This window comes from Weissella confusa, assembly GCA_041871065.1.
GTDB lineage: Bacteria > Bacillota > Bacilli > Lactobacillales > Lactobacillaceae > Weissella > Weissella confusa_A.
On the sequence record CP168942.1, the window covers coordinates 669,060 to 690,252 of the forward strand.

Here is a 21,193-nt window from a genome sequence, read left to right on the forward strand (position 1 = left end):
TTAGTGTTGACAAGCACTCATCTATTCCGTAAACTGAGACACATCAGTAGGACATAACATTGTACGTAAGAGAAGCCACGGTTGCTGTGAGTGGCGCAGGTGTTATGACTGAACTATTTACAACGGAATAGTCTGAAAGAGAGTGGCATGCGATAGTATGCGACTAATTTGGGTGGTACCGCGGATTTTTGCTAATTCGTCCCAGTAATCTGTTTTGCAGGTTACTGGGACTTTTTTATTTGTTTGGAGGAATGCACCATGGGGTATTTGATGTAACACGTGGCGTTGGCGGACTCGTTCGTTATCGCAGCTATAACTGAAAGTTGAACTGACTAGATTGTAACGAACGAGGAGACACATATGGAAAAGCAAGCAACACCACGCTTTGGACGAGCGTTAGCACTTATTGTTATTTTGATCATTATTTTTGCTGGTAGTATTATCGGCCTTGGGTTATCACCATACGTCCCATTGACACTAAGTTTGTTGGTAACGATGGTCTTTGCCAAGTTGCACCGCGCAACATGGGAAGACATTCAACGTGATATGTTGCGTGGTCTACAAACTGCTTTGGCGCCATTGTTTTTGTTCCTATTGATTGGGATGTTAATTGCATTGTGGATGGGGACAAACGTGATTCCAACGATGCTCTGGCTTGGGTTTAAGATTGCAAACGCAGCTTGGTTCTTGCCAAGTGCTGTCTTGGTAACGGCCATCGTCGGTTCAATGATTGGATCAGCGTTCACCACGCTTGCAACAGTCGGGGTGGCCTTGATGGGTGTCGGTACAGCGATGGGATTTGAACCAGCGTTGGTTGCCGGAGCCGTGCTGTCAGGTGCAATTTTTGGCGACAAGAGTTCACCATTGTCAGACTCAACGAATTTGGCTTCATCGATTTCAGAAACTGACTTGTTCGCGCACATCAAGAACTTAATGTGGACGACAGTGCCAGCGTTGGTTGTGTCATTCATTATTTTCTTCATTATCGGTGGCGGTCACGCTGGTGCATCGACTGCAAAATTAGCTAGCTTGGCCGATTTGTTGTCACCAACTTGGTGGACGATTGTACCGCTGGTTTTGTTGGTGGGGATGGCCTGGGCAAAGGTGCCAGCTATTCCAACGCTACTAATCAACGTTGCCGTGACTGGTGCGTTCTTCTTGCTTAACCACACACCAGCAATGTTGGCCGACATTTTGTTGAATGGGTTCAAGACCACAGCTAGGAATGGCATGCTACAAGCATTGTTGAACCGTGGTGGTATGTTAGCGATGATGCCAACGGTCATTATCATTATGTTGGCCTTGGCCCTAGGCGGTTTGCTGACGGAACAACGTATTTTGCAAGCCGTTATGGCGCCAATTGCAAACCGCATTAAGAGTGGGGCTGGTGTCATTACCGGTACCGTCTTTACTGGAATTGCAGCCAACTTCATGATTGGTGAGCAATACCTGTCAACGATTTTGCCAGGTCAGCTTTGGAAGTCAGCGTTTGATCGCGTTGGCTTGTCACGTTTGGCCTTGGGACGTTCATTGGAAGACTCAGGAACGGTCGTTAATTACTTGGTTCCTTGGGGTGTGGCGGGTAGCTTTGCCGCGCAAACATTGGGCGTACCGGTTCACAGCTTCGCACCATTTGTCTTCTTTGCCTTGTTGTCACCAGTGTTCTCATTGTTGTCAGCCTGGACAGGCATTGGTATTAAGAAAGCATCATAAAGCAAAAAGCGCGCATCCGAGGATGCGCGCTTTTACTATCAATGAATGGCTTGCAAAGCCAGCTTGTGAGCGCCTTGATTTTCACGATCTGGAATCCAAGTTGTTAAGACAATCTTGTACCGATCAATTAGCGCCATTAGGGTGTCAATTAGTTCTGGATAATGCTTGGCATAGGATTTACCAATACTATCCGCGACTAATTTTGAATCGATGTAAAACATGACTGTGTCGTCAGGTGAGGCGATGGGTAGTAATTGCTCAAAGGCAAAAATAGCGGCCCGAAATTCAGCTTCGTGATTACTCATTTCACCCAGTGCGTGGTGAAGTTGTGTTTGCTTGCCGTCGGCGGAGATAACAACGCCGGCACCGCTTGGACCGGGATTTCCTTGAGTCGCAGCATCAGCATATAACTTGATTAACATGACAAAAACCTCTAACTTCATTATACTAGAAAATAGCATGAACTCCCGAAAGGAGCGTAGACATGAAAGGTTTTTACCAACCCGCCGGTTTAGTAGGCTGGGTATCGTGGACGTGGATTTTAATGATTGCCTTGTTCGGCATGATTATGTGGCTTGAGGTGACAACACTTAACGTTTGGACATATGTGTCATTCTTCGTGTTTGTCGTCGTGGCAGCTGCAACCATTCTGCGTCGACGTGTGACATTGGAAGATGATGCGTTGCGTTTCCCACACATTATTGGGATGCACACCGAGAAGATCCACTTTAAGGATATGGAATTTGTACAATTTAACAAGCACACGGTGATGTTTAGCCATGACGGTGAGCAATACAGCTTTTTGATGGGGCAGCGCATGTTGCAAGCTCTACAAGAGAAGATTGAAGGATAGAGAATTTTTATGACAGAAGAGACATTGGTAATCACGGACCAAACTGGCCGTCTTGATAAGGTCGTTGCTGACGCGTTTGAAGATTATACACGTACCCAAGTGACAGGCTGGATTAACGACGGCGTGTTGAAGGTAAATGGTGCCGAGAAGAAGGCCAAGTACAGCGTGAAGCCAGGGGATGAAATTACCTTTACGGTTCCTGAACCAGTTGAGATTGATTTGAAGCCGGAAGATATCCCATTGGACATTGTGTATGAAGATGATGACCTATTGGTTGTCAATAAGCCACAAGGGATGGTTGTGCACCCAGCGTTGGGTCACGAATCAGGCACGTTGGTTAACGCGTTGATGTTCCACACACCACTTTCAACGATTAACGGGGTGGTTCGTCCTGGTATCGTACACCGTATCGACAAGGATACGTCAGGATTGTTGATGGTTGCCAAGAATGACAAGGCCCACGAAGCATTGTCAGCGCAATTGAAGGACAAGAAGAACTTGCGTCAATACTACGCCCTTGTTCACGGTGAATTCATTGAAAACGAAGGAACCATCAAGGCACCTTTGGGTCGTTCATCAGCTGACCGTAAGAAGCAAGCAGTTGTGGCCGGTGGTCGTGACGCAGTGACCCACTTCAAGGTCGTGAAGCGTTTTGTTGGTTACACGCTATTGCAAGTAACGCTTGAAACAGGACGTACGCACCAAATCCGTGTGCACATGGCTTATATCGGTCACCCAGTGGCTGGTGATCCATTGTACGGACCAAAGAAGACGTTGCCAGGTAATGGTCAATACTTGCACGCGGCAACGCTTGGTTTGACGCAACCAACGACTGGTGAAGAAATGACGTTTGAAGCGCCATTACCAGCGTACTTTACGGAAATGTTGGATCAATTAGACCCATATGCAGAAATTGACGCAAACTAAGTCCCAAACGACGCGGTTTTCGTGCTAAAATGAAGTTACTTCTTAATGCTATCCAGAGAGATGCAAGAGGTAACGAGACATGTTGATTTTAAACTTGGCGTTACCTAATTTTTTAGGTGACGCCTTTTTGTATACATAAACAGATAAGGGATTCGATTATGGCTAAAGAAATTGTAGATGCAATGGCAATGCAACGTGCTTTGACACGTATTACGTACGAAATTATCGAAAAGAACAAGGGTATTAATAACCTCGTGATTGTGGGAATTAAGACGCGCGGTGTTTATATTGCCCAACGTATTGCAGAACGTTTGCAACAATTGGAAAATGCAGAAATCCCAGTTGCTGAGCTAGATATTTCAACTTATCGTGATGATGCAACGGACCGTGGTACGAAGGCTGTGTTGGATACGAATATCGACGGCAAGCGTGTTATCTTGGTCGACGATGTGCTTTACACAGGTCGTACGATTCGTGCGGCTTTGGACGCCTTGATGGATAACGGCCGCCCAGCAGTAGTTAACTTGGCCGTTTTGGTTGACCGTGGTCACCGTGAGTTGCCAATCCGTGCCGATTTCGTTGGGAAGAACATTCCAACGGCGGCTGCCGAGCGCATCAACGTCAATGTTGAAGAAGTTGACGGTGTTGATTCAGTTGAAATTCGTTAATTAAAAGGCAGGACGGAAAGGAGGACTTGCCATGTTTGATGCATGGTAAGCACGACGTCATGACAAAACGTTATTTAATTTTGCAAGATGGCACGATTTTTGCCGGCGAAGCGTTTGGATCACCTGCGACGAATTTTGGGGAAATTGTTTTTCACACGGGGATGACGGGGTATCAAGAGGTTATTACCAACCCGATCTATCACAATCAGATTGTGATGTTCACCTCACCAACGATTGGGGCGGCTGGTATTAATCACCGCGCCGATGAATCAATTGTGCCAACGGTTAAAGGTGTGGTAGTACGTGAAGTCGCCGATATCTCAACCAATCGTTTGCAATCGATGAGTTTGCACGACTATTTGAAGCGTCATAACGTACCCGGTATTTCACAAATTGATACGCGCGCTTTGGCTCGTCATTTGCGTAAGACGGGGACGCAAAAGGCCTCAATTGTTGATGCGCCAGATGACCACGCGTTCGATCAATTGCGCGCGATGGTTTTGACGACGCGTCAGGTGCCACAAGTTTCAACGCCCAAGGCTTATGCTAACCCAGGGCGTGGGGCGAACGTAGTGGTACTAGATTTCGGTTTGAAAAATGGTATTTTGCGCATGCTAAGTGACTTTGATGCCAATGTGACGGTGTTGCCATACAACGCCACGTCGGATGAAGTTGCTAACTTGGACCCCGATGGTATTGTGTTGTCATCAGGACCGGGTGACCCACGTCAAATCCCAGATGAAACATTTGATATTATTCGTCAATTTGAGCAACGCGTGCCAATGTTTGGCATTGGGTTGGGACATGAATTATTTGCGCTCGCCAATGGTGCCAAGCTACAACAAATGCCAGTTGAACACCATGGGATGAATCACCCAATCCGTGAGCAAATCACGAATCGCATTATGTTTGCGACACAGGGGCAAGGGTTCAGTGTTGATCCAGATTCTGTGCGTGACACTGATATGTTTGTTACACATATCGATATGACGGACGGGATTATTCAAGGATTGCGTCACCGAGATTACCCAGCGTTTAGTGTGCAATTTTTCCCAGATACAGCGCCAGGACCAATTGAAGCAACGCAGGCCTTTGATGAATTTATGGAAATGGTGACTGCACGTCGAGGAGGGTGGCTATCATGAGTGAACGAATCTTAATTATCGGTGGATCTGCCAATGATTTTGGTCGTGAAACTGAAAGTGATGCTGCAAGCTATCAAGTGGTGAAGGGACTTCGTCGTCGTGGTCATGAAATCGTGATTGTCGATGATAACCCATTTGGCTTTACGAATGAACGCGATGATGTGACGGTGATTGAAACCGCGTTGACTGCACCTAATTTAGTTAAGGTAATTGTTGAACAAGGCATTACGGCGATGGTTGCGAGTGTTGGTGGCTCAACAGCCGTTCGTTTGTCAGCGGAAATTGTTGAATTGCTTGGTGATAATGCGCCCAAGGTTTTGGGGATGACATTGCCGGTTATGCAAGCCACGCAAAATACCAAGTACCTGCAAGAGCGTCTCACCAAGTTAAAGTTGCCAGCCATTCAAACGCGTTTGGCAAGCAATGTCAGTGAAGTGTTCGATGCAGCGCGTGAGTTTGATTTTCCAGTGGTTGTACGTTCGGTGGCACCAGTTGGACAAACGATTCGTCTCCAAGTTGAAGATGTGGAAGAACTGGAAGGGGCAGCCGAAACGGCGTTGAACCGTTCTTTGACCCATCAAGTCAACGTGGATAAGAGTATTCGCGGTTACCAAGAAATTGCCATGGTGGTTGTACGTGATAAGCGCGATACGACCGTGTTGATTGGTGGTGTTGAGGATATGGATCCGGTTGGTATTCACTCGGCTGATTCGATTGCGATTACGCCGGTGCAAACATTGCCGGACCCGGTGTTCCAACAATTGCGTAACGCAGCCTTTACAGTTGCACGTGGCTTTAACGTCGTTGGCTTGCTGGAAGTACGTTTTGCCGTTAATCCGACGACAGAAGAGTATGTCATCACACGTTTGACGCCATACTTTGACCGTACCTCTGCCATGCTAGTGGCCGCCACGAGCTATCCGTTGGTGCCAGTTATCGCTGGTTTGATGATGGGTGAAACCCTTGATAAGGTGCGCGTACCATCAATTTATGCCGAGCACACAGCTTTGTTGGAGCCGACAATGGACCACATTGTGATTCGTTTCCCGGTGTTTGCCTTTGGTGAACTAGAGTCAGCCGGTATTCAAACCGAGAATCGTTTGGATACCGTGCAAAAGTCAGTTGGGGCGACAATTGGTGTGGGGCGCAGTGTTGAAGAGGCGTTGGAAAAGGCCATTCGTGCCGCTCACTTTAACAACCGTAATTTCTCACCGACTGTGATGAACGCGTTGACCGATAATGAAATTATTGAGCAATTAATTCACCCACGCGATAACCGTATTTTAGTTTTGCTTGAGGCAATCCGTCGCGGTTATACCGTTGATGAATTGGCTGAGTTGACTAAGATTAATGCGTTTTACTTCTATAAACTAGAGCGCATTAATAATTTGGAAAGCGCTGTTAAGAATCATCCATGGGATACCGATACCTTGCAACAAGCCAAGTATTACGGGTTGTCTGATGGTTTGGTAGCTAAGCTATGGGATGAAAAGTACGAGGCGGTGCGACGTTATCGTTGGGATAACGGTATTTTGCCAACGTATAAGGCGTTCGAGCCGTCAGCTGGTGAATTCGAAGAGTCAGTTTCACAATTCTATTCAACGTTTGAAACGGAGAATGAGAGTGAGCGACTTGGGGATGATTCAGCCTTGGTGATTGGAACGGGGGCCTTTCGTCTTGGGGATGGTGCCGCAGCATCATACACCATGGCGATGGTGGCCGATGAATTGTCACGCCAAGGTATCAAGACGGTTTTGATGAATAACAATCCGACTGACCTAACATTCATTCCGCAACTGGCACACAAGCAGTATTACGAGCCGTTGGAAATTTCTGATGTGATGAACGTTATTGAAATTGAACAACCAACGCGCGTGTTTGTGCCAGGTAATCGTATTAAGTTGATTACGAGTTTGCGTAAGATGGGTGTAAATGTTCAAGTAATCGCCAAAGAAAAGTACCTACCAAGTAGTATGCTAAGTGATGGTCAACAAACCATCGTGAATTACTTCTATGACGGGCTTGAATTGCACGTGATTGGTGTCGGCCATCAGGATAATGGGGGCATCGTCTTCGATCAATCGGCCATGACCGATTCATTGTGGGAATCATTGCCACGACCTGATATGACACTGGATACGGCTGGCTTGTACCAGTTGGTGACGGATCGCTTGCCATTAGACCGTGAAGTCACGGCTGATGATATTCGACCAATGCCATTTACGCATATTGCCTTCCTTGATAAGGTGACAGGCGTCTCATGGCTTCGCTTGATTGTTCGTTACATGTTGAATAAACAAACGAAGGCTGACGAAGAAATGGTTGATAATTTGAAGAATCTACCATGGCGTATCAAGACATCACGTCTTCGTTATCGTGATGCGGACTTTGCGGAACATATGAATATTCAGCAAACGCTTGATAACGGACGCTTTGCGATGGGTGCGACTTACCAAGTGCTTTAAGCAAGTTAAAGCTTCGTATGGTAAACTTAAAACACATATATAAATATTGAAAGAGGGCATTTTTCCATGTGGAAGAAAGTAGTAGCTATTTTGGTTGTCGTTGCGGCAGCTTTGGGATTGGCAGCCTGGGGCGTTGGTCCTAAGTCAATCGCCACAACTAATGACGGTAACATCTCACAAGCTGATTATTACAAGAAGTTGAAGAACACGAGTGCTGGTCAACAACAATTGGCTAACATGATCATCGAGAAGGTTTTGGAAAAGAACTACGGTGATAAGGTTTCTGAGAAGTCAGTTAGCTCACAATTCAACTCAGTTAAGAAGCAATACGGTGCACAATTCGCCTCAGCTTTGGCTAACAATGGTATGACGGAAGATACGTTCCGCGACTCATTGCGCCTACAAGCTTTGGAGAAGCAAGCCGTTAAGTCAAACTCAAAGTTCTCTAACAAGGAATTGAAGGCGGCTTACGACAGCTACACACCTGACGTGAACGTATCAGTTATCTTGGTTTCTTCAGAAGATGAAGCCAAGGATATCATCAAGCAATTGGATGAGGGTAAGAAGTTCGCGGACTTGGCCAAGGAGAAGTCAACGGATTCTTCTACTAAGGACAAGGGTGGAAAGATGGAAGCCTTCGACTCAACTAACACAACGCTTGAAGACGACTTCAAGACAGCTGCGTTTGGTTTGAAGAAGGGTGAATACACGAAGAACCCAGTTAAGTCATCAACTTACTCAGGTTACTTTGTCATCAAGATGGATTCACGTGATGAAAAGAAGCCATTCAAGGACATGAAGTCAAAGATGACTGATATCTTGGTTGAACAAGAAATGTCAGATTCAACGAAGGTTCAAGCTGTGATTGGAAACGAATTGGCTAAGGCCGACGTTAACATCAAGGATTCAGACTTGAAGAACGTTTTGTCAACGTACACGCAAGCCGCTGCGATGGAAAAGACAAACAAGTCTGACAAGTCATCATCAAAGTCTTCATCTTCAGAAGCTAGCTCATCAGAGTCATCAAATTCTTCTGAGTCAAACTCATCATCAGAATCTTCTTCCTCAGAAGAGAGTTCATCAGCTGAGTAATAAATATAGTTAATAGAAAAAAGCTTTTGCAGATCATTTTCGATTTGCAAGGGCTTTTTTGTATTCAATATTAAGGTTCAAAGTCAAATGGTACTGATGAACGTATAAATTGAATATTTGAGCCTAGCTACGCCGCTGAACTTTCGAGTTCGGCGGTTTTTGCTTTGTAGTTCATCGAGTAGAAGCTGTTCTTGAATGAGATGAGAATGCGCAATCGGAAGTTCTTGAAGCTACGGAAGCCGTAGGCGACGGGCTTGATAGCCTTAATTTTGTTATTGGCTCCTTCAACTGGACCGTTGGAATAACCGTAGATGAAGCTGTTGAGAATTTCTTCACGATGTCTACGAAGCGTGCGACGTGCGTGTTTCATTTGGCCAGCTAGGTGCTGGTACTGGGCATCGTTCTTATCTGGAAATAGCGCTGCGTCTAAGTAATCTGGTTCGAGCGTGACACGGCGAATATAATTTCTTGGTAGAAATTATAGGAATCGCGAAGTTCATCGGAAAGTTGAAGTAGTCGCTCGACTACTTCTTGATCGGTTAGGTAGCTGTATTGGAAGTTGATTCGCTTCTTACATGCAGTGAAATCGAGGTCTGTTTCCTTCTTCATTAGTAATTTCCAGAAACGCTTTAGTTGTCGATATTCTCGACTGTCACTGCCGTATTTTTTCATGGTTTGAATTCTAATTTGATTCAAGGCACGATAAGCTTGGGTGACTACGTGGAACCGGTCTGCGATAATTTTTGCGTTAGGGAATAATGCCTTAATCATCTTTCGATATGGCGTGAACAGGTCAATCGTGATGGTTTGTACACCACGGCGAGCTTCCACACTGTATTGTTCGAAGTACGCAGCTAATGCACCGTCACCACGATTCCGCATGACATCTAGTACTCGATGCATGGTCGAGTCGATGAGAATCATACTCATACCACTTTCTGAGAACTTACCTGATTTGAAATCGTCGAATGCAATATGCTTTGGCAGGTAGTGGAAATTAGTTTTGTTGTAGCTAAATAAACCATCAGCTTGGCGCATAACGGTGTGAGTTGAGATGTTATTATCCATTGCGATATGTTTTTGACTGACGTTTTCACTGAGTTCCATCGCTGCAGTCTGCTTCACTTTACGCATAATATGGTCGCCGGGTTTAACGTCATTAAACTCTGAGATGGCTGTGTGCCCACAGTTCGCACAGATATACTTCTGCTTTCGGATTTCGAAGTAATTGAAGTGGAAGCCACTGCGAGGGCCAACGTGCCGAACCAGTTTTGTGCCGTTGTGATCAATGTGAACCCGCATTGATCACAACGACGATGATAGGTGAGTTTAAAGTGCCAAACGGTAACGGTCTGTCCTTTAATAACCTCTTCGTGAAATTGTTCTGGCTGTGTATCGTCGAATTCGATATTTAAGTCTGTTATTCCAAGCAGTTTTTTGATACTCTTATCCATGGATATTCTTTTCCTTTCTAGGGGGAAACGTCTTTGGCAGTTCAGGGCTCAAGCTGAACTGCCTTTTATTTTGTACCAGAATAATTAAAAAAGGTACCGATATGACGTTTCAAAATGAAATGTCTATCAGTACCAAAAATTGTAGAACCCTTTCTTTTGTTCTAGTATTTTTACGAGAAGACACGAGTTAGAAGAAATACTCCCTAGAAACAAGAAAATCATAGGCCACTTGGCCAAGCTTGGCTTCAGTGGCTTTTATTATGGAAAAAATTACAGTTAATATGTTGAGGCGGAAAATGAAGAGAAATTTTGGGATTGATTTGGCGAAAATTTTCGCGATGTTTGGCGTTATGTTACTTCACAATTTAGAACAAGGGGGCTATTATTTGATAAAAATATAACTAATTATCAGTTTGTCTCTTTATGGACAATTGAAAATATTGTCATAATTGCGGTTAATATCTTTGCGATGACAACCGGATATTTAATGAATGACAAAAAAATCAAGTATCTCAGAGTGTGGGATGTAATAGTTCAAACGAGTTTTTGGGCCCCTGTAATGGCCGCAATAGTATTTGTGTTTGGTGGCTTTGATTTGTCGGTTAAGTTATTAGTGGAGTCAATATTCCCAGTGCTGTTAGGGAGATACTGGTACGTAACAGCCTACATAGTTATGATGATTGTGGCTCCGTTTATTAATTTGGGTTTCCAAAGGTTACCACAGTTAACAATCAAGAAAATATTGGCATTATTAGTTATTCTATCTGTATCAGTTGGATTTTTGGGCAAAATGTTTTTGGAATCAGGTTATTCAGCCGGATGGCTAATTACGATGTACGCTGTTGGTGGATATATTAAAAAATTTACTTCGACATCTAGCTTTAATACCTACAAATTACTTTTGGTATGGGTAACCATGGCTTTAATTTCGTCAATTGGAGAGTTTGGATCTCACTTGATTGGTAATGTTGGATTAAAGCACTTTATTAGTTATGTTTCGCCCATTGTAGTGGTAGAAAGCTTATCTGCATTTATATTATTTGTTAAATTGGAAGTTCGAAACCACCTATTTAAACAAGTTATATCTCGTATTTCCCCATTAACCTTTGGGGCATATTTGATTAATGGATCAGTTTTCTATGAATTTTTGGCTAATAAAAATGTGTGGATGATGAATTATAATGTTGGTTTAACGATAGCTAAATTGTTGGCCTTCACAGTTCTTATGTACATTGTTTTTTTAATTATGGAATACGCAAGGAATAAGTTGTTCGCTCTCCTACACGTTAATGATTTGATGATGAAAGTGTATGATGGAGTCATGTTGATGTTTGGTAAAACTTTAAGTCGGTTCGTCGTCTGATTTTAAAACGGATGGTAGTGATGACTGGTAAAATTTAATATTTTGGATTTTACGTAGGCAGCTGATTTCACATTGTTGAAATTGGCTGCCTTTTGCGTATAGGTAGGTTGCACGCAGAAAGAGAATGCACAGAATTTAAAAATTCTGGGTACAGGCGTTGTGCGTTTGAAGCCGTAGTTTTTTTAATTTTTATGCCAAGAAGAAAAAAGGTACTGCCATTTAATCGTGTGGACGAATAAATGGCAGTACCAAATTTAAAACAGGTATTTAATTAAACTGATAGATTACTTACCCGCATTCACAATCTCATTATGAACACGCATAATTTCGTCTTGAGACATCTCTTGGTAAGAAACGCCATCAATCATCACGCCGGTACCAGTCATTTGGTCACGGTTGATTGTTTCACCTGCATCACGGTACTTGGTAGCCAAGTTACGCATTGAAGTCAGTGAAATGTTTGAACGAACGTTATCTGAAACAGCATCAAGGAAGTCGTTGTTCAGCGCTGACTTTGGATCAGCCTTCAACTTGTTCATAACAGCTTCGATGACCAATTGTTGACGAATTTGACGACCGTAGTCACCACGTGGATCATCATAACGCATGCGAGAGAATGCCAATGCTTCCGTACCATTCATTGTGACATCTTGGTTTTCAGTAAATGAGTATCCTTCATATGAGAAGGTTAGGGGAGGTTTAACAGTCACGCCACCAACGGCATCAACTAATTGCTCCATCCCCTTCATATTGACCAATAAATACCCATCAAGCTTAATATCAAGCAATTGCTCAACTGTCGTCATGGCTTGCTTGGCGTCCCCAAGTGCGTATGCAGCGTTCAACTTTTCAGTCATACCATAAATGGTAATCTTAGTATCACGTTGCAAAGAAACCATTGTCGTCGTCTTCGTATTAGGGTTAACCGTCATTACCATCATGGTATCTGTACGACCCTTTTCCGTGCGACCCAACGCACCAGTGTCAGTTCCTAACAAGAGATAGGAAACTGGTTTACCAGCGGACGTTTTTGTATCTGAGGCCTTGCTCAATGAGCTATCCATCGAGTGAATCTTCGAAGTCGTGTTGTGTAGCGCAAATGCAGCGACGCCACCACCAATCACAATCAGGGTAACAGCGATACCCAAAATCCAAAGTAACACCTTTTTAATCATGGGAAAAACTCCTTAAAATGTATTCAAATCATGAATAATTATATAACAATCCGTGAATAATTAGGGTATAGTTAAAGAAAGAGAAAAGGTTTAAGGAGACGAATATGATTGACATTCACAGTCACTTATTACCAGGCATTGACGACGGTTCAGAGAACCTTAACGTTTCGTTGCAGATGGCACGTGATGCGGTGGCAGATGGTGTGACACACGCACTTATGACACCACACCATATGAACGGACGTTACGTTAATCATGCGTCAGATGTGATTAAGCTAACGGCTGATTTTCAAGCTGAATTGAACAATGCGAATATTCCATTGACGGTTTTTCCATCGCAAGAAGTTCGCATCAATGGTGGCTTATTGTCAGCGTTGGATGACGGCGACATTCTCACAACAGATGAGCAGGGAACTTACATCTTAATCGAATTCCCATCAGATGATGTACCAGCATTTACGATGGACATGTTGTTCCAAATCCAACAACGCGGTTTGGTGCCAATCATTGTGCACCCAGAACGTAATACGCGTCTAATGAAGGAACCACAATTGTTGTATGACATGGTGTCACGCGGGGCATATGCACAAGTGACCGCTAGTTCATATGTTGGGACATTTGGTAAAGCAGTGACAGCCTTTAGTGAAGATATTATCGCTAATGGGTTGGCACACTTGTTTGCATCAGATGCACACCATATTCCAGGTCGCAAATATGAAATAACAGCTGCATTCGATAAACTAAAAGCAGCATATGGTTCTGACCTAGCAAAGCAATTTGATGATAACGCCAAGGCTTTGGTCAACGGTGAGCGTTTATCTCGTCAGCACCAAACGCCAATTAAGAAAAAGCGTTTCTTTTCAGCATACTAAAAAATGGGCAACGACTCTAGTGTGATAGAATCGTTGCCCATTGTTATTATTATTTGTTTGAATCTCGTCGATCAGCGTTAGCACCAGCAACAAAAAGTGCCATGCCCACAACACCAACGCAACCGCCTAAAATGAAGGCGATTAGCAAGCCAAGTATATACATTCCGGTACCCCCGTTAAGATTTAAGTTTAGCTGGAAAACCTGTTAAATGCAACTTTCGAGCATGTCGTTTTCGTCCAAATAATGTTCATAAACCGTTCATAAATTGCGGTTACTATTAGTACATAGAGAAAAAGAGGAGGAAGCAAGATGATGATGTTGCTTTCATTTATGGCCGGCGGATTTATTGGCGTTATGGGACGCTGCTGGACGTAAGAACTAATAATTTGAATGAATAGCTGAGGATAATGGCATGGTTGTGTCTTTTGTACTGGGCAGTGCCATGGGCGCCGTTGGGATGGCGATTATGGCCATTGGTGCCCAATCTGAAAAGTAAATAATACGAACTAAGGAGCAAGCGATAACCGCTTGTTCCTTTTATTTTGGTCAAAATTCAGATAAATAGTGCAAAAACATTCGTGAATAATGTACAATAATAAACGTAATTAAAGTTTTGTTCGTATTTTAAGACGATTTAATAAGGGGATAAACATGATTGATCGCTATGCACGACCTGAAATGCGCCATATTTGGTCATTGGAGAACCAATACCAATCTTGGCTAGATGTAGAAATTGCTGTAACAGCCGGCTGGGTAGCTGAGGGGCACGTGCCGGCGGAAGATTTGGCAGCAATCCGTGCAAATGCAAAATTCGATGTTGATCGCATTGCAGATATTGAAGAGACGACGCGTCACGACATGGTTGCCTTTACGCGCAATGTGTCAGAGTCATTGGGGGATGAGCGTAAGTGGATTCACTATGGTTTGACGTCAACTGACGTCGTAGACACTGCCCAAGCATTACGTCTACGCCAAGCAAACAACGTTATTAAGGCCGATTTGGCAGCATACAAGGATGTCTTGGCAACGTTGGCCCGTAAGTACAAGCACACCGTGATGATGGGCCGTACACACGGTGTTCACGCAGAACCAACGACGTTTGGGTTGAAGATGGCGCGCTTTTACCAAGCAGCTGTCCGCGACCTTGAGCGTTTTGAACGCGTCGCAGCGGCCGTTGAAACGGGAAAGTTGTCAGGGGCAGTTGGTACATTCGCCAATGTGCCACCAACTGTTGAAGAGGCAGCCATGGCTGAACTTGGCCTAACGCCACAAGCAATTGGCTCACAAGTGTTGCCACGTGACTTGCACGCTGACTACGTGACGACGATTGCGGTTATCGGAACGACGTTGGAAGAAGTTGCCACTGAGATTCGCGGTTTGCAACGTTCAGAAATTCATGAGGTTGAAGAAGGCTTTAAGGGTGGTCAAAAGGGATCATCAGCAATGCCACACAAGCGTAACCCAATTGGTTCAGAGAACATCGTTGGCTTGTCACGCGTTTTGCGTGGTTATGCAGTTACTTCTATGGAAGATGTTGCTTTGTGGCATGAACGTGAAATCTCACACTCAAGTGCTGAACGTATTATTTTGCCTGATGCAACGACAGTTTTGGATTACATGTTGCACCGTTTGACGGCAATTTTGGAGAACTTGCAAGTCTTCCCAGAAACAATGTTGGCTAACATGAAGCGTACGTATGGCTTGATTTACTCACAACGTTTGCTCTTGAAGTTAGTGGATGCAGGAATGTCTCGTGAAGCAGCTTACGATACGGTTCAACCGTTGACGGCACGTTCATGGGATGAGCAACTCCAATTCCGTGATTTGGTAGATGCTGACGCAACAATCACCGAGAAGCTAACGAAGGATGAGATCGACGACGCCTTTGACTACAATTGGCACTTGAAGCACGTCGATGATATCTTTAAGCGTGTCGGACTAGCTGACTAAGCTTGCCCGTTTGGCAGATGGCAAGCCACATGTTCCTTGTTATGATTAAAGCAATCAAACAAAGGGGGACGATTTATATGGCAATGTCAGATCACGTTAAGGGAAAGTACGACGAAGCAGCTGGGAAGACAAAGGAAGTAGTTGGATCAGCGACTGGAAATGAGCGCGTTGAAGCTGAAGGCAAGACGCAAAACCTTGCTGGTAAGGCCCGTGATGCAATGGGTGATATCAAGGAAAAGGCTGCCGATGCAGTTGAAGACTTGAAGGACAAGATGCACAAGGATTCTGATAAGTAGACTAATCAAACAGGGATGATGGCAGCGAACATCATCCCTGTTTTTTGTATACAAAAAGTAAGTTATTGCATAAATTTACTGTTTTTATGAATTAAATGAATAAGATATAACTTGTTAAAACGCCTAAATTTAGGCGTTTTCGACAACTGGAGTTTAGATAGTAAACGGGGTATACGTATATTTATTGCGAAAGTGTGTTGACATTTTGCTTAAAACAAAATATGATTTGAATATCGAATAGTTTGATGTTCGAAATACTTTTTGGAAGGAGTGAGACTATGGCAGTTTTAACGACGACTGAAATCATGGATTTGATTCCCAACCGTTATCCAATTCTTTATATGGATTACGTGGACGAGATGACACCAGGAGAATCATTGATTGCAACGAAGAACGTAACAATCAATGAACAATTCTTCCAAGGTCACTTCCCAGGGAACCCAGTTATGCCTGGTGTGTTGATTATTGAATCACTTGCACAAGCGGCATCAATCTTGATTTTGTCATCACCACAATTTGTTGGTAAGACGGCTTATATGACGGGTATTGATAATGCCAAGTTCAAGCGCATGGTAAAGCCAGGCGACGTCTTGAAGTTACACGTAGAATTCGGTAATCTGAGAGAGAACATGGGAACAGTAAACGTCAAAGCTATGGTTGATGGGAAGTTAGCAACTAGCGCCGAATTGATGTTTGTTGTTTCACCTGACGAGAAAAAGGCGGCTGACGCCAAGAGTGAGACGGAGAAGTAAGTATGGCAGCTAGTGAAGAAGCATCGTTCGAACAGATTAATGAGGCCCTAGTTAACGTTTTTAACAACGTTGTCTGGATTGAGGAAGCCTCATTGCGTGAATCAAAGTTTAATGACATCACGATTAAGGATATGCACACGATTGCAGCCATCTCGATGTATGAGACACGTACAGCGTCACAAGTCGCCGAAATGGTGCACTTGACGCCTAGTGCGATGACGAGCGTAATCGATAAGCTAGTGAAGAAGGGATATGTTGAACGTCGTCGCGATGACGAAGATCGACGGGTTGTCCATCTTGTACTAACGCACTCGGGACGTACGGTTTTCCGTGCACACGAGGCTTTCCACCGCGGTATGGCCCGCTCATTGTTTGACTCTCTATCCGACGATGAAGCGGCTGCTGTACGTAAAGCAGTGATTAATTTGCAAGAATATCTTCACGAGTTGATCCAGTTCTAAGAGAGGGCGACATGGAAAAATTTACCATCGTCCAGTCAGCGCGAGCAATCCCATCACGAGTCGTTACGAATGATGATTTAGCATCATTTATGGACACGTCTGATGAATGGATTAGTTCACGTACTGGAATTCGGCAACGTCACATCGTCGACACTGAGGATACCAGTGATTTGGCCGTGGCGGTAGCAGAAAAACTCCTCCATCAAGCTGGTTTGACCGCGGATCAACTAGATTTTATCTTAGTTGGTACGATGTCACCGGATACATTGTCACCGAGTGTTGCACAAATTGTGCAGGGGAAAATCGGTGCGCGCAATGCTTTCGCTTGGGACCTAAGCGCTGCTTGTTCAGGTTTCGTTTATACGTTGAGTATGGCAAGTTCATTGCTCACAACGCGTTATGAACGAGGCTTAGTTATCGGGGCGGAAGTGTTGAGCAAACTTGTGAACTGGGAAGACCGTTCAACGGCCGTACTCTTCGGAGATGGCGCAGCGGGCGTCTTGCTAGAACGCACAACAGCAGCAACTGGTTTGCTAGCTGAATCATTGAAAACGTTTGGTGAACGATCACAATTCCTAACGGCTGGGCAACAACAAAATGCAAATCACTTTGCAGGCAAGTTGAAGCCAGCTGATCCATATTTCAAAATGGATGGACGTGAGGTTTATAGCTTTGCAACTCGCGAAGTACCAAATGTCTTAAATGAAGCGTTGGCTAAAGCTGACTTAACACCTGATGATATTGATGTTTACCTATTGCACCAAGCAAACGGACGCATTATCAGCAGTATTGCGAAGCGCTTTGGCCAACCAATTGAAAAGTTCCCAATGAACATGGCTTCATATGGAAACACAAGTGCCGCAAGTATCGGTATCTTGCTTGACGAACTTCGTGAAGCAGGGACGGTGCACGCAGGACAAACAATCGCAATCGCCGGATTTGGTGGTGGATTGACGGTTGGCGCCTTGATTATCAAGGTCTAATTTATTTTTCTAAAATTGTATATGGCATATACATTTTAATTTTCAAACTACTTTTAAATTTTAAAGAAAACAGAGGATATTAACATGACTGAAGCAGAAATTTTGAACAAGGTAACTGAAATCTTGGTAGACCAATTTGATTTGGAAGAGGGCGAAGTTAAGCCTGAAACGAACTTGACTGAAGACATCGACGCAGATTCATTGGATTTGTTTGAAGTGTTGAACCGTATCGAAGACGACTTCGACATCAAGTTGGCCGTTGCTGAAGAAATTCAAACTGTTCAAGACTTGGTAAACAAGGTTTCTGAGCAAGTAAACGCCTAATTACACAAACCCAAAGAGAAAGGGAACCGCAAAATGAGCGTCAAGCTAAGTAATCCATTATTTGAAAAGTTAGGCATGAAGTACCCTATCATCCAAGGTGGTATGGCCTGGGCAGGGACTGGTCATCTTGCAGGTGCTGTCTCTGAGGCAGGTGGTTTAGGTATCATCGGAACGGGTTATTGGAAGGCTGATAAGGTACGTGAAGAAATTCGTCGTGCCCGTGAAGTTACTGATAAGCCGTTCGGTGTCAACGTGATGTTGTTGTCACGTCACATTCGCGAAGTCTTCGATGTCATCATCGAAGAAGGTGTTAAGGTTGTCGCAACCGGTGCTGGTGATCCGTCACCATTTATCGAAGAATTGCACAGCCACGACATCTTGGTAATTCCAGTTGTACCATCAGTTGGACTTGCTAAGATGATGGAAAAGAAGGGTGTTGATGCGGTTGTTGCTGAAGGTATGGAGTCAGGTGGTCACATTGGTATGTTGACGACGATGACATTGGTACCACAAGTGGTTGACGCATTGAAGATTCCAGTTATCGCAGCTGGTGGTATTGCAGATGGTCGCGGCGTTGCTGCGGCCTTCATGCTAGGTGCCTCAGGTGTACAAATGGGAACGCGTTTCTTGGCTTCAGAAGAAGCTGAAGTACACGAAAACTTTAAGAATTCTGTTGTGAAGGCAAAGGACATTGATACGATTGTTACCGGTGAATTGCTTGGTAATCGCGCTCGTGTTTTGAAGACGAAGATGTCAAAGAACTTTGTTAAGCAAGAACGTATTGAAATCACAAAGCCTAAGCCAGATGCAGATGCGATTGAAGAACTTGAAAATGGTTCACTTCGCCGAGCTGTGCTTGATGGTGATAAGGAAAACGGTGCCTTCATGGCTGGTCAAATTTCAGGAATGATTACTGATATTAAGCCAGTGGCACAAATTCTAGAAGATGTTTGGTCACAAGCTGAAGGCTTGTTGAACTAACCAAACAACAGGGGAGAGAACATGAAACTAGGACTATTGATGAGTGGTCAAGGTGCGCAACAAGTTGGCATGGGAGCTGACTTGTACGCTAACTTACCTGAATATCAAGAAACAATTGACCGTGCGAGTGAGTTGCTTGGCTATGATGTCATGGCCACTATTGTAAATAGTGAAGACAACATCAAGCAAACGAAGTACACACAACCTGCTATTTTGGCAATGAGCATGGGTATCTACAATGCTTTGTCAGACGTTATGCCAAAGCCAGCCGCTGCATTGGGCCTAAGTTTAGGTGAATACAGTGCATTGACTGCTGCTGGTGCAATGACGTTTGAACAAGCAATGTGCATTATCAAGGATCGCGGTGCATACATGCAAGCGGCTGGTGATGCAAACCCAGGTAAGATGGTTGCCGTTATGACGGATGAACAAGATATGGTAGTTGCAACGCTTGAAAAGCTACAAGCAGCTGGCAAGCGCGTTTATCCAGCGAACTTCAACACATTTAACCAATTGGTCATCGGTGGTATTGAAGCAGACGTCAATGATGCCATGGCAGCGCTAACTAAAGCTGGTGTCTCACGCATGGTTGAATTGCCAGTTTCAGGGGCTTTCCACACACCATTGTTGCAAACGGCTGCTGATCAATTGGCAGTTCGCCTAACTGACGAAACGTTTAACACGCCTGAATTCGCTGTTTACTCAAACACGACGGGTCAAAAGTTCGTGGATGTGAAGGTAACCTTGTTGCAACAAATCACGTCACCAACGTACTTTGCTCAAGCGTTGCAAGCGATGGTTGATGATGGTGTTGATACGTTGATTGAGTTTGGTCCAAGCGACACCTTGATGAAGTTTGCCAAGAAGGTTGTTGGTAAGGACGTTAAGCGCTACTGCGTGAAGAATCTTGCTTCATTTAATGAAGTTCGCGACATGTTGATTGCAGAACAGGAGACAGTACAATAATGGATCTTGCAGGAAAGAATGTGTTGATCACGGGATCAACACGTGGTATCGGATTGGCAATTGCCAAGGCTTTCGATGAAGCTGGCGCACGTGTGATTTTGCACGGACGCTCAGCTGTAAAGCCTGAAGTAATGGCTGAATTCAGTGAAGACACATTGGCAATTGCGGCTGATATCGCTGATGAAAACAGTGTTAACGACGCGTTGACTGGTTTGCTTGAAGAAGTAGACGGTATCGACATTTTGATTAACAACGCTGGAATCGTTGACGACAAGTTGGCCATGGGGATGAAGCCTAGCGAATTCGCCAATGTTGTGAACACAAACTTGAACGGTACGTTTAACGTGACGCAACCACTCTTTAAGAAGATGTTGCGCGCCCGTTCAGGAAACATCATTAACATCGCGTCAGTGGTGGGATTGATGGGCAATGTTGGACAAGCTAACTACGCTGCGTCAAAGGCCGGAATCGTCGGCTTGACGAAGACGTTGGCAAAGGAAGGTGCAATGCGTGGCATTCGTGTTAACGCAATCGCGCCCGGCATGATCGTTTCTGACATGACGGATGCTTTGTCTGACAAGGTTAAGGAACAAGTCCTAGAGGCTGTGCCTTTGAAGCGTTTTGGAAACGCGGCTGAAATCGCACAAACTGCCTTGTTCTTGGCTCAAAACGATTACATCACTGGCCAAACAATTACGGTCGATGGTGGATTGTACATCTAAGGAAACCAGATACGACTTGATGCACTTATT

The 21,193-nt window shown here is 44.3% G+C and carries 21 protein-coding genes and 1 pseudogene; 18 read left to right on the top strand and 4 right to left on the bottom strand.

Translation table 11 applies throughout. The features are described 5' to 3' along the window. Positions 1-360: 360 nt before the first annotated feature. Positions 361-1,713: a Na+/H+ antiporter NhaC family protein gene (locus ACAW68_02975; protein ID XGA16537.1), complete on the top strand. Its 1,353-nt coding sequence runs from the start codon at positions 361-363 to the stop codon at positions 1,711-1,713. A gap of 38 nt (positions 1,714-1,751) precedes the next feature. Here ACAW68_02975 and ACAW68_02980 read toward each other — a convergent pair whose 3' ends face one another. Beyond that, positions 1,752-2,135, bottom strand: a complete 384-nt coding sequence (locus ACAW68_02980) for a ribonuclease HI family protein (protein XGA16538.1) — start codon at positions 2,133-2,135, stop codon at positions 1,752-1,754. Positions 2,136-2,197: 62 nt separating this feature from the next. Here ACAW68_02980 and ACAW68_02985 point away from each other — a divergent pair, with 62 nt between their 5' ends. From ACAW68_02985 to ACAW68_03010, 6 genes are all read left to right on the top strand, one after another. Continuing rightward, a complete protein-coding gene (locus ACAW68_02985) occupies positions 2,198-2,566 on the top strand; it encodes an EbsA family protein (GenBank protein ID XGA16539.1) in 369 nt (122 codons plus the stop codon). A gap of 9 nt (positions 2,567-2,575) precedes the next feature. Further along, the gene (locus ACAW68_02990; protein ID XGA16540.1) at positions 2,576-3,493 is read left to right on the top strand and encodes an RluA family pseudouridine synthase; all 918 of its coding nucleotides are present in this window, start codon (positions 2,576-2,578) and stop codon (positions 3,491-3,493) included. Positions 3,494-3,651: 158 nt separating this feature from the next. After that, complete coding sequence (gene pyrR, locus ACAW68_02995) at positions 3,652-4,161, top strand: bifunctional pyr operon transcriptional regulator/uracil phosphoribosyltransferase PyrR (protein XGA16541.1); 510 nt, start codon at positions 3,652-3,654, stop codon at positions 4,159-4,161. 59 nt (positions 4,162-4,220) lie between these two features. Continuing rightward, on the top strand, positions 4,221-5,306 hold the full coding sequence (locus ACAW68_03000) for a carbamoyl phosphate synthase small subunit (GenBank protein ID XGA16992.1): 1,086 nt from the start codon (positions 4,221-4,223) through the stop codon (positions 5,304-5,306). Beyond that, on the top strand, positions 5,303-7,771 hold the full coding sequence (locus tag ACAW68_03005) for a carbamoyl-phosphate synthase large subunit (protein ID XGA16542.1): 2,469 nt from the start codon (positions 5,303-5,305) through the stop codon (positions 7,769-7,771). Before ACAW68_03000 ends, ACAW68_03005 begins: the two co-directional genes overlap by 4 nt. A 66-nt stretch (positions 7,772-7,837) precedes the next feature. Further along, a complete protein-coding gene (locus tag ACAW68_03010) occupies positions 7,838-8,863 on the top strand; it encodes a peptidylprolyl isomerase (GenBank protein XGA16543.1) in 1,026 nt (341 codons plus the stop codon). Positions 8,864-8,990: 127 nt separating this feature from the next. Here ACAW68_03010 and ACAW68_03015 read toward each other — a convergent pair whose 3' ends face one another. Next, a complete protein-coding gene (locus ACAW68_03015) occupies positions 8,991-9,233 on the bottom strand; it encodes a transposase (GenBank protein XGA16544.1) in 243 nt (80 codons plus the stop codon). 56 nt (positions 9,234-9,289) lie between these two features. Continuing rightward, positions 9,290-10,165 carry an ISL3 family transposase gene (locus ACAW68_03020; GenBank protein ID XGA16545.1) on the bottom strand — a complete coding sequence of 292 codons (876 nt, stop codon included), beginning with the start codon at positions 10,163-10,165 and terminating at the stop codon, positions 9,290-9,292. Between the two features lie 549 nt (positions 10,166-10,714). Here ACAW68_03020 and ACAW68_03025 point away from each other — a divergent pair. Beyond that, positions 10,715-11,680 (top strand): acyltransferase family protein, encoded by a 966-nt coding sequence (locus tag ACAW68_03025; GenBank protein XGA16993.1) that lies wholly within the window; start codon positions 10,715-10,717, stop codon positions 11,678-11,680. A 284-nt stretch (positions 11,681-11,964) separates the two neighbouring features. On the opposite strand, the gene ACAW68_03030 is transcribed toward ACAW68_03025, so the two are convergent. Then, entirely contained in the window at positions 11,965-12,852 is an 888-nt protein-coding gene (locus tag ACAW68_03030) for an LCP family protein (protein ID XGA16994.1), read from the bottom strand. Between the two features lie 107 nt (positions 12,853-12,959). Here ACAW68_03030 and ACAW68_03035 point away from each other — a divergent pair, with 107 nt between their 5' ends. The 10 genes and pseudogenes from ACAW68_03035 to fabG all read left to right on the top strand — a co-directional run bounded on the left by ACAW68_03035 (position 12,960) and on the right by fabG (position 21,163). Further along, positions 12,960-13,727: a tyrosine-protein phosphatase gene (locus ACAW68_03035; GenBank protein ID XGA16546.1), complete on the top strand. Its 768-nt coding sequence runs from the start codon at positions 12,960-12,962 to the stop codon at positions 13,725-13,727. Positions 13,728-14,379: 652 nt separating this feature from the next. Further along, positions 14,380-15,678 (top strand): adenylosuccinate lyase, encoded by a 1,299-nt coding sequence (purB, locus tag ACAW68_03040; protein XGA16547.1) that lies wholly within the window; start codon positions 14,380-14,382, stop codon positions 15,676-15,678. Positions 15,679-15,755: 77 nt separating this feature from the next. After that, positions 15,756-15,974 carry a CsbD family protein gene (locus tag ACAW68_03045; GenBank protein XGA16548.1) on the top strand — a complete coding sequence of 73 codons (219 nt, stop codon included), beginning with the start codon at positions 15,756-15,758 and terminating at the stop codon, positions 15,972-15,974. Between the two features lie 278 nt (positions 15,975-16,252). Continuing rightward, positions 16,253-16,726, top strand: a complete 474-nt coding sequence (gene fabZ, locus ACAW68_03050) for a 3-hydroxyacyl-ACP dehydratase FabZ (protein ID XGA16549.1) — start codon at positions 16,253-16,255, stop codon at positions 16,724-16,726. A 2-nt stretch (positions 16,727-16,728) separates the two neighbouring features. Beyond that, positions 16,729-17,187: a MarR family winged helix-turn-helix transcriptional regulator gene (locus ACAW68_03055; protein XGA16550.1), complete on the top strand. Its 459-nt coding sequence runs from the start codon at positions 16,729-16,731 to the stop codon at positions 17,185-17,187. Between the two features lie 11 nt (positions 17,188-17,198). Then, positions 17,199-18,170 carry a beta-ketoacyl-ACP synthase III gene (locus ACAW68_03060; GenBank protein ID XGA16551.1) on the top strand — a complete coding sequence of 324 codons (972 nt, stop codon included), beginning with the start codon at positions 17,199-17,201 and terminating at the stop codon, positions 18,168-18,170. Positions 18,171-18,254: 84 nt separating this feature from the next. Further along, positions 18,255-18,494, top strand: coding sequence for an acyl carrier protein (locus ACAW68_03065; protein ID XGA16552.1), 240 nt, complete (start codon positions 18,255-18,257; stop codon positions 18,492-18,494). Positions 18,495-18,518: 24 nt separating this feature from the next. Next, positions 18,519-19,475, top strand: a pseudogene (locus ACAW68_03070) (nitronate monooxygenase). A gap of 21 nt (positions 19,476-19,496) precedes the next feature. Next, positions 19,497-20,441 carry an ACP S-malonyltransferase gene (locus ACAW68_03075; GenBank protein ID XGA16553.1) on the top strand — a complete coding sequence of 315 codons (945 nt, stop codon included), beginning with the start codon at positions 19,497-19,499 and terminating at the stop codon, positions 20,439-20,441. Continuing rightward, entirely contained in the window at positions 20,441-21,163 is a 723-nt protein-coding gene (fabG, locus tag ACAW68_03080; GenBank protein ID XGA16554.1) for a 3-oxoacyl-ACP reductase FabG, read from the top strand. Before ACAW68_03075 ends, fabG begins: the two co-directional genes overlap by 1 nt. Positions 21,164-21,193: the final 30 nt, after the last annotated feature.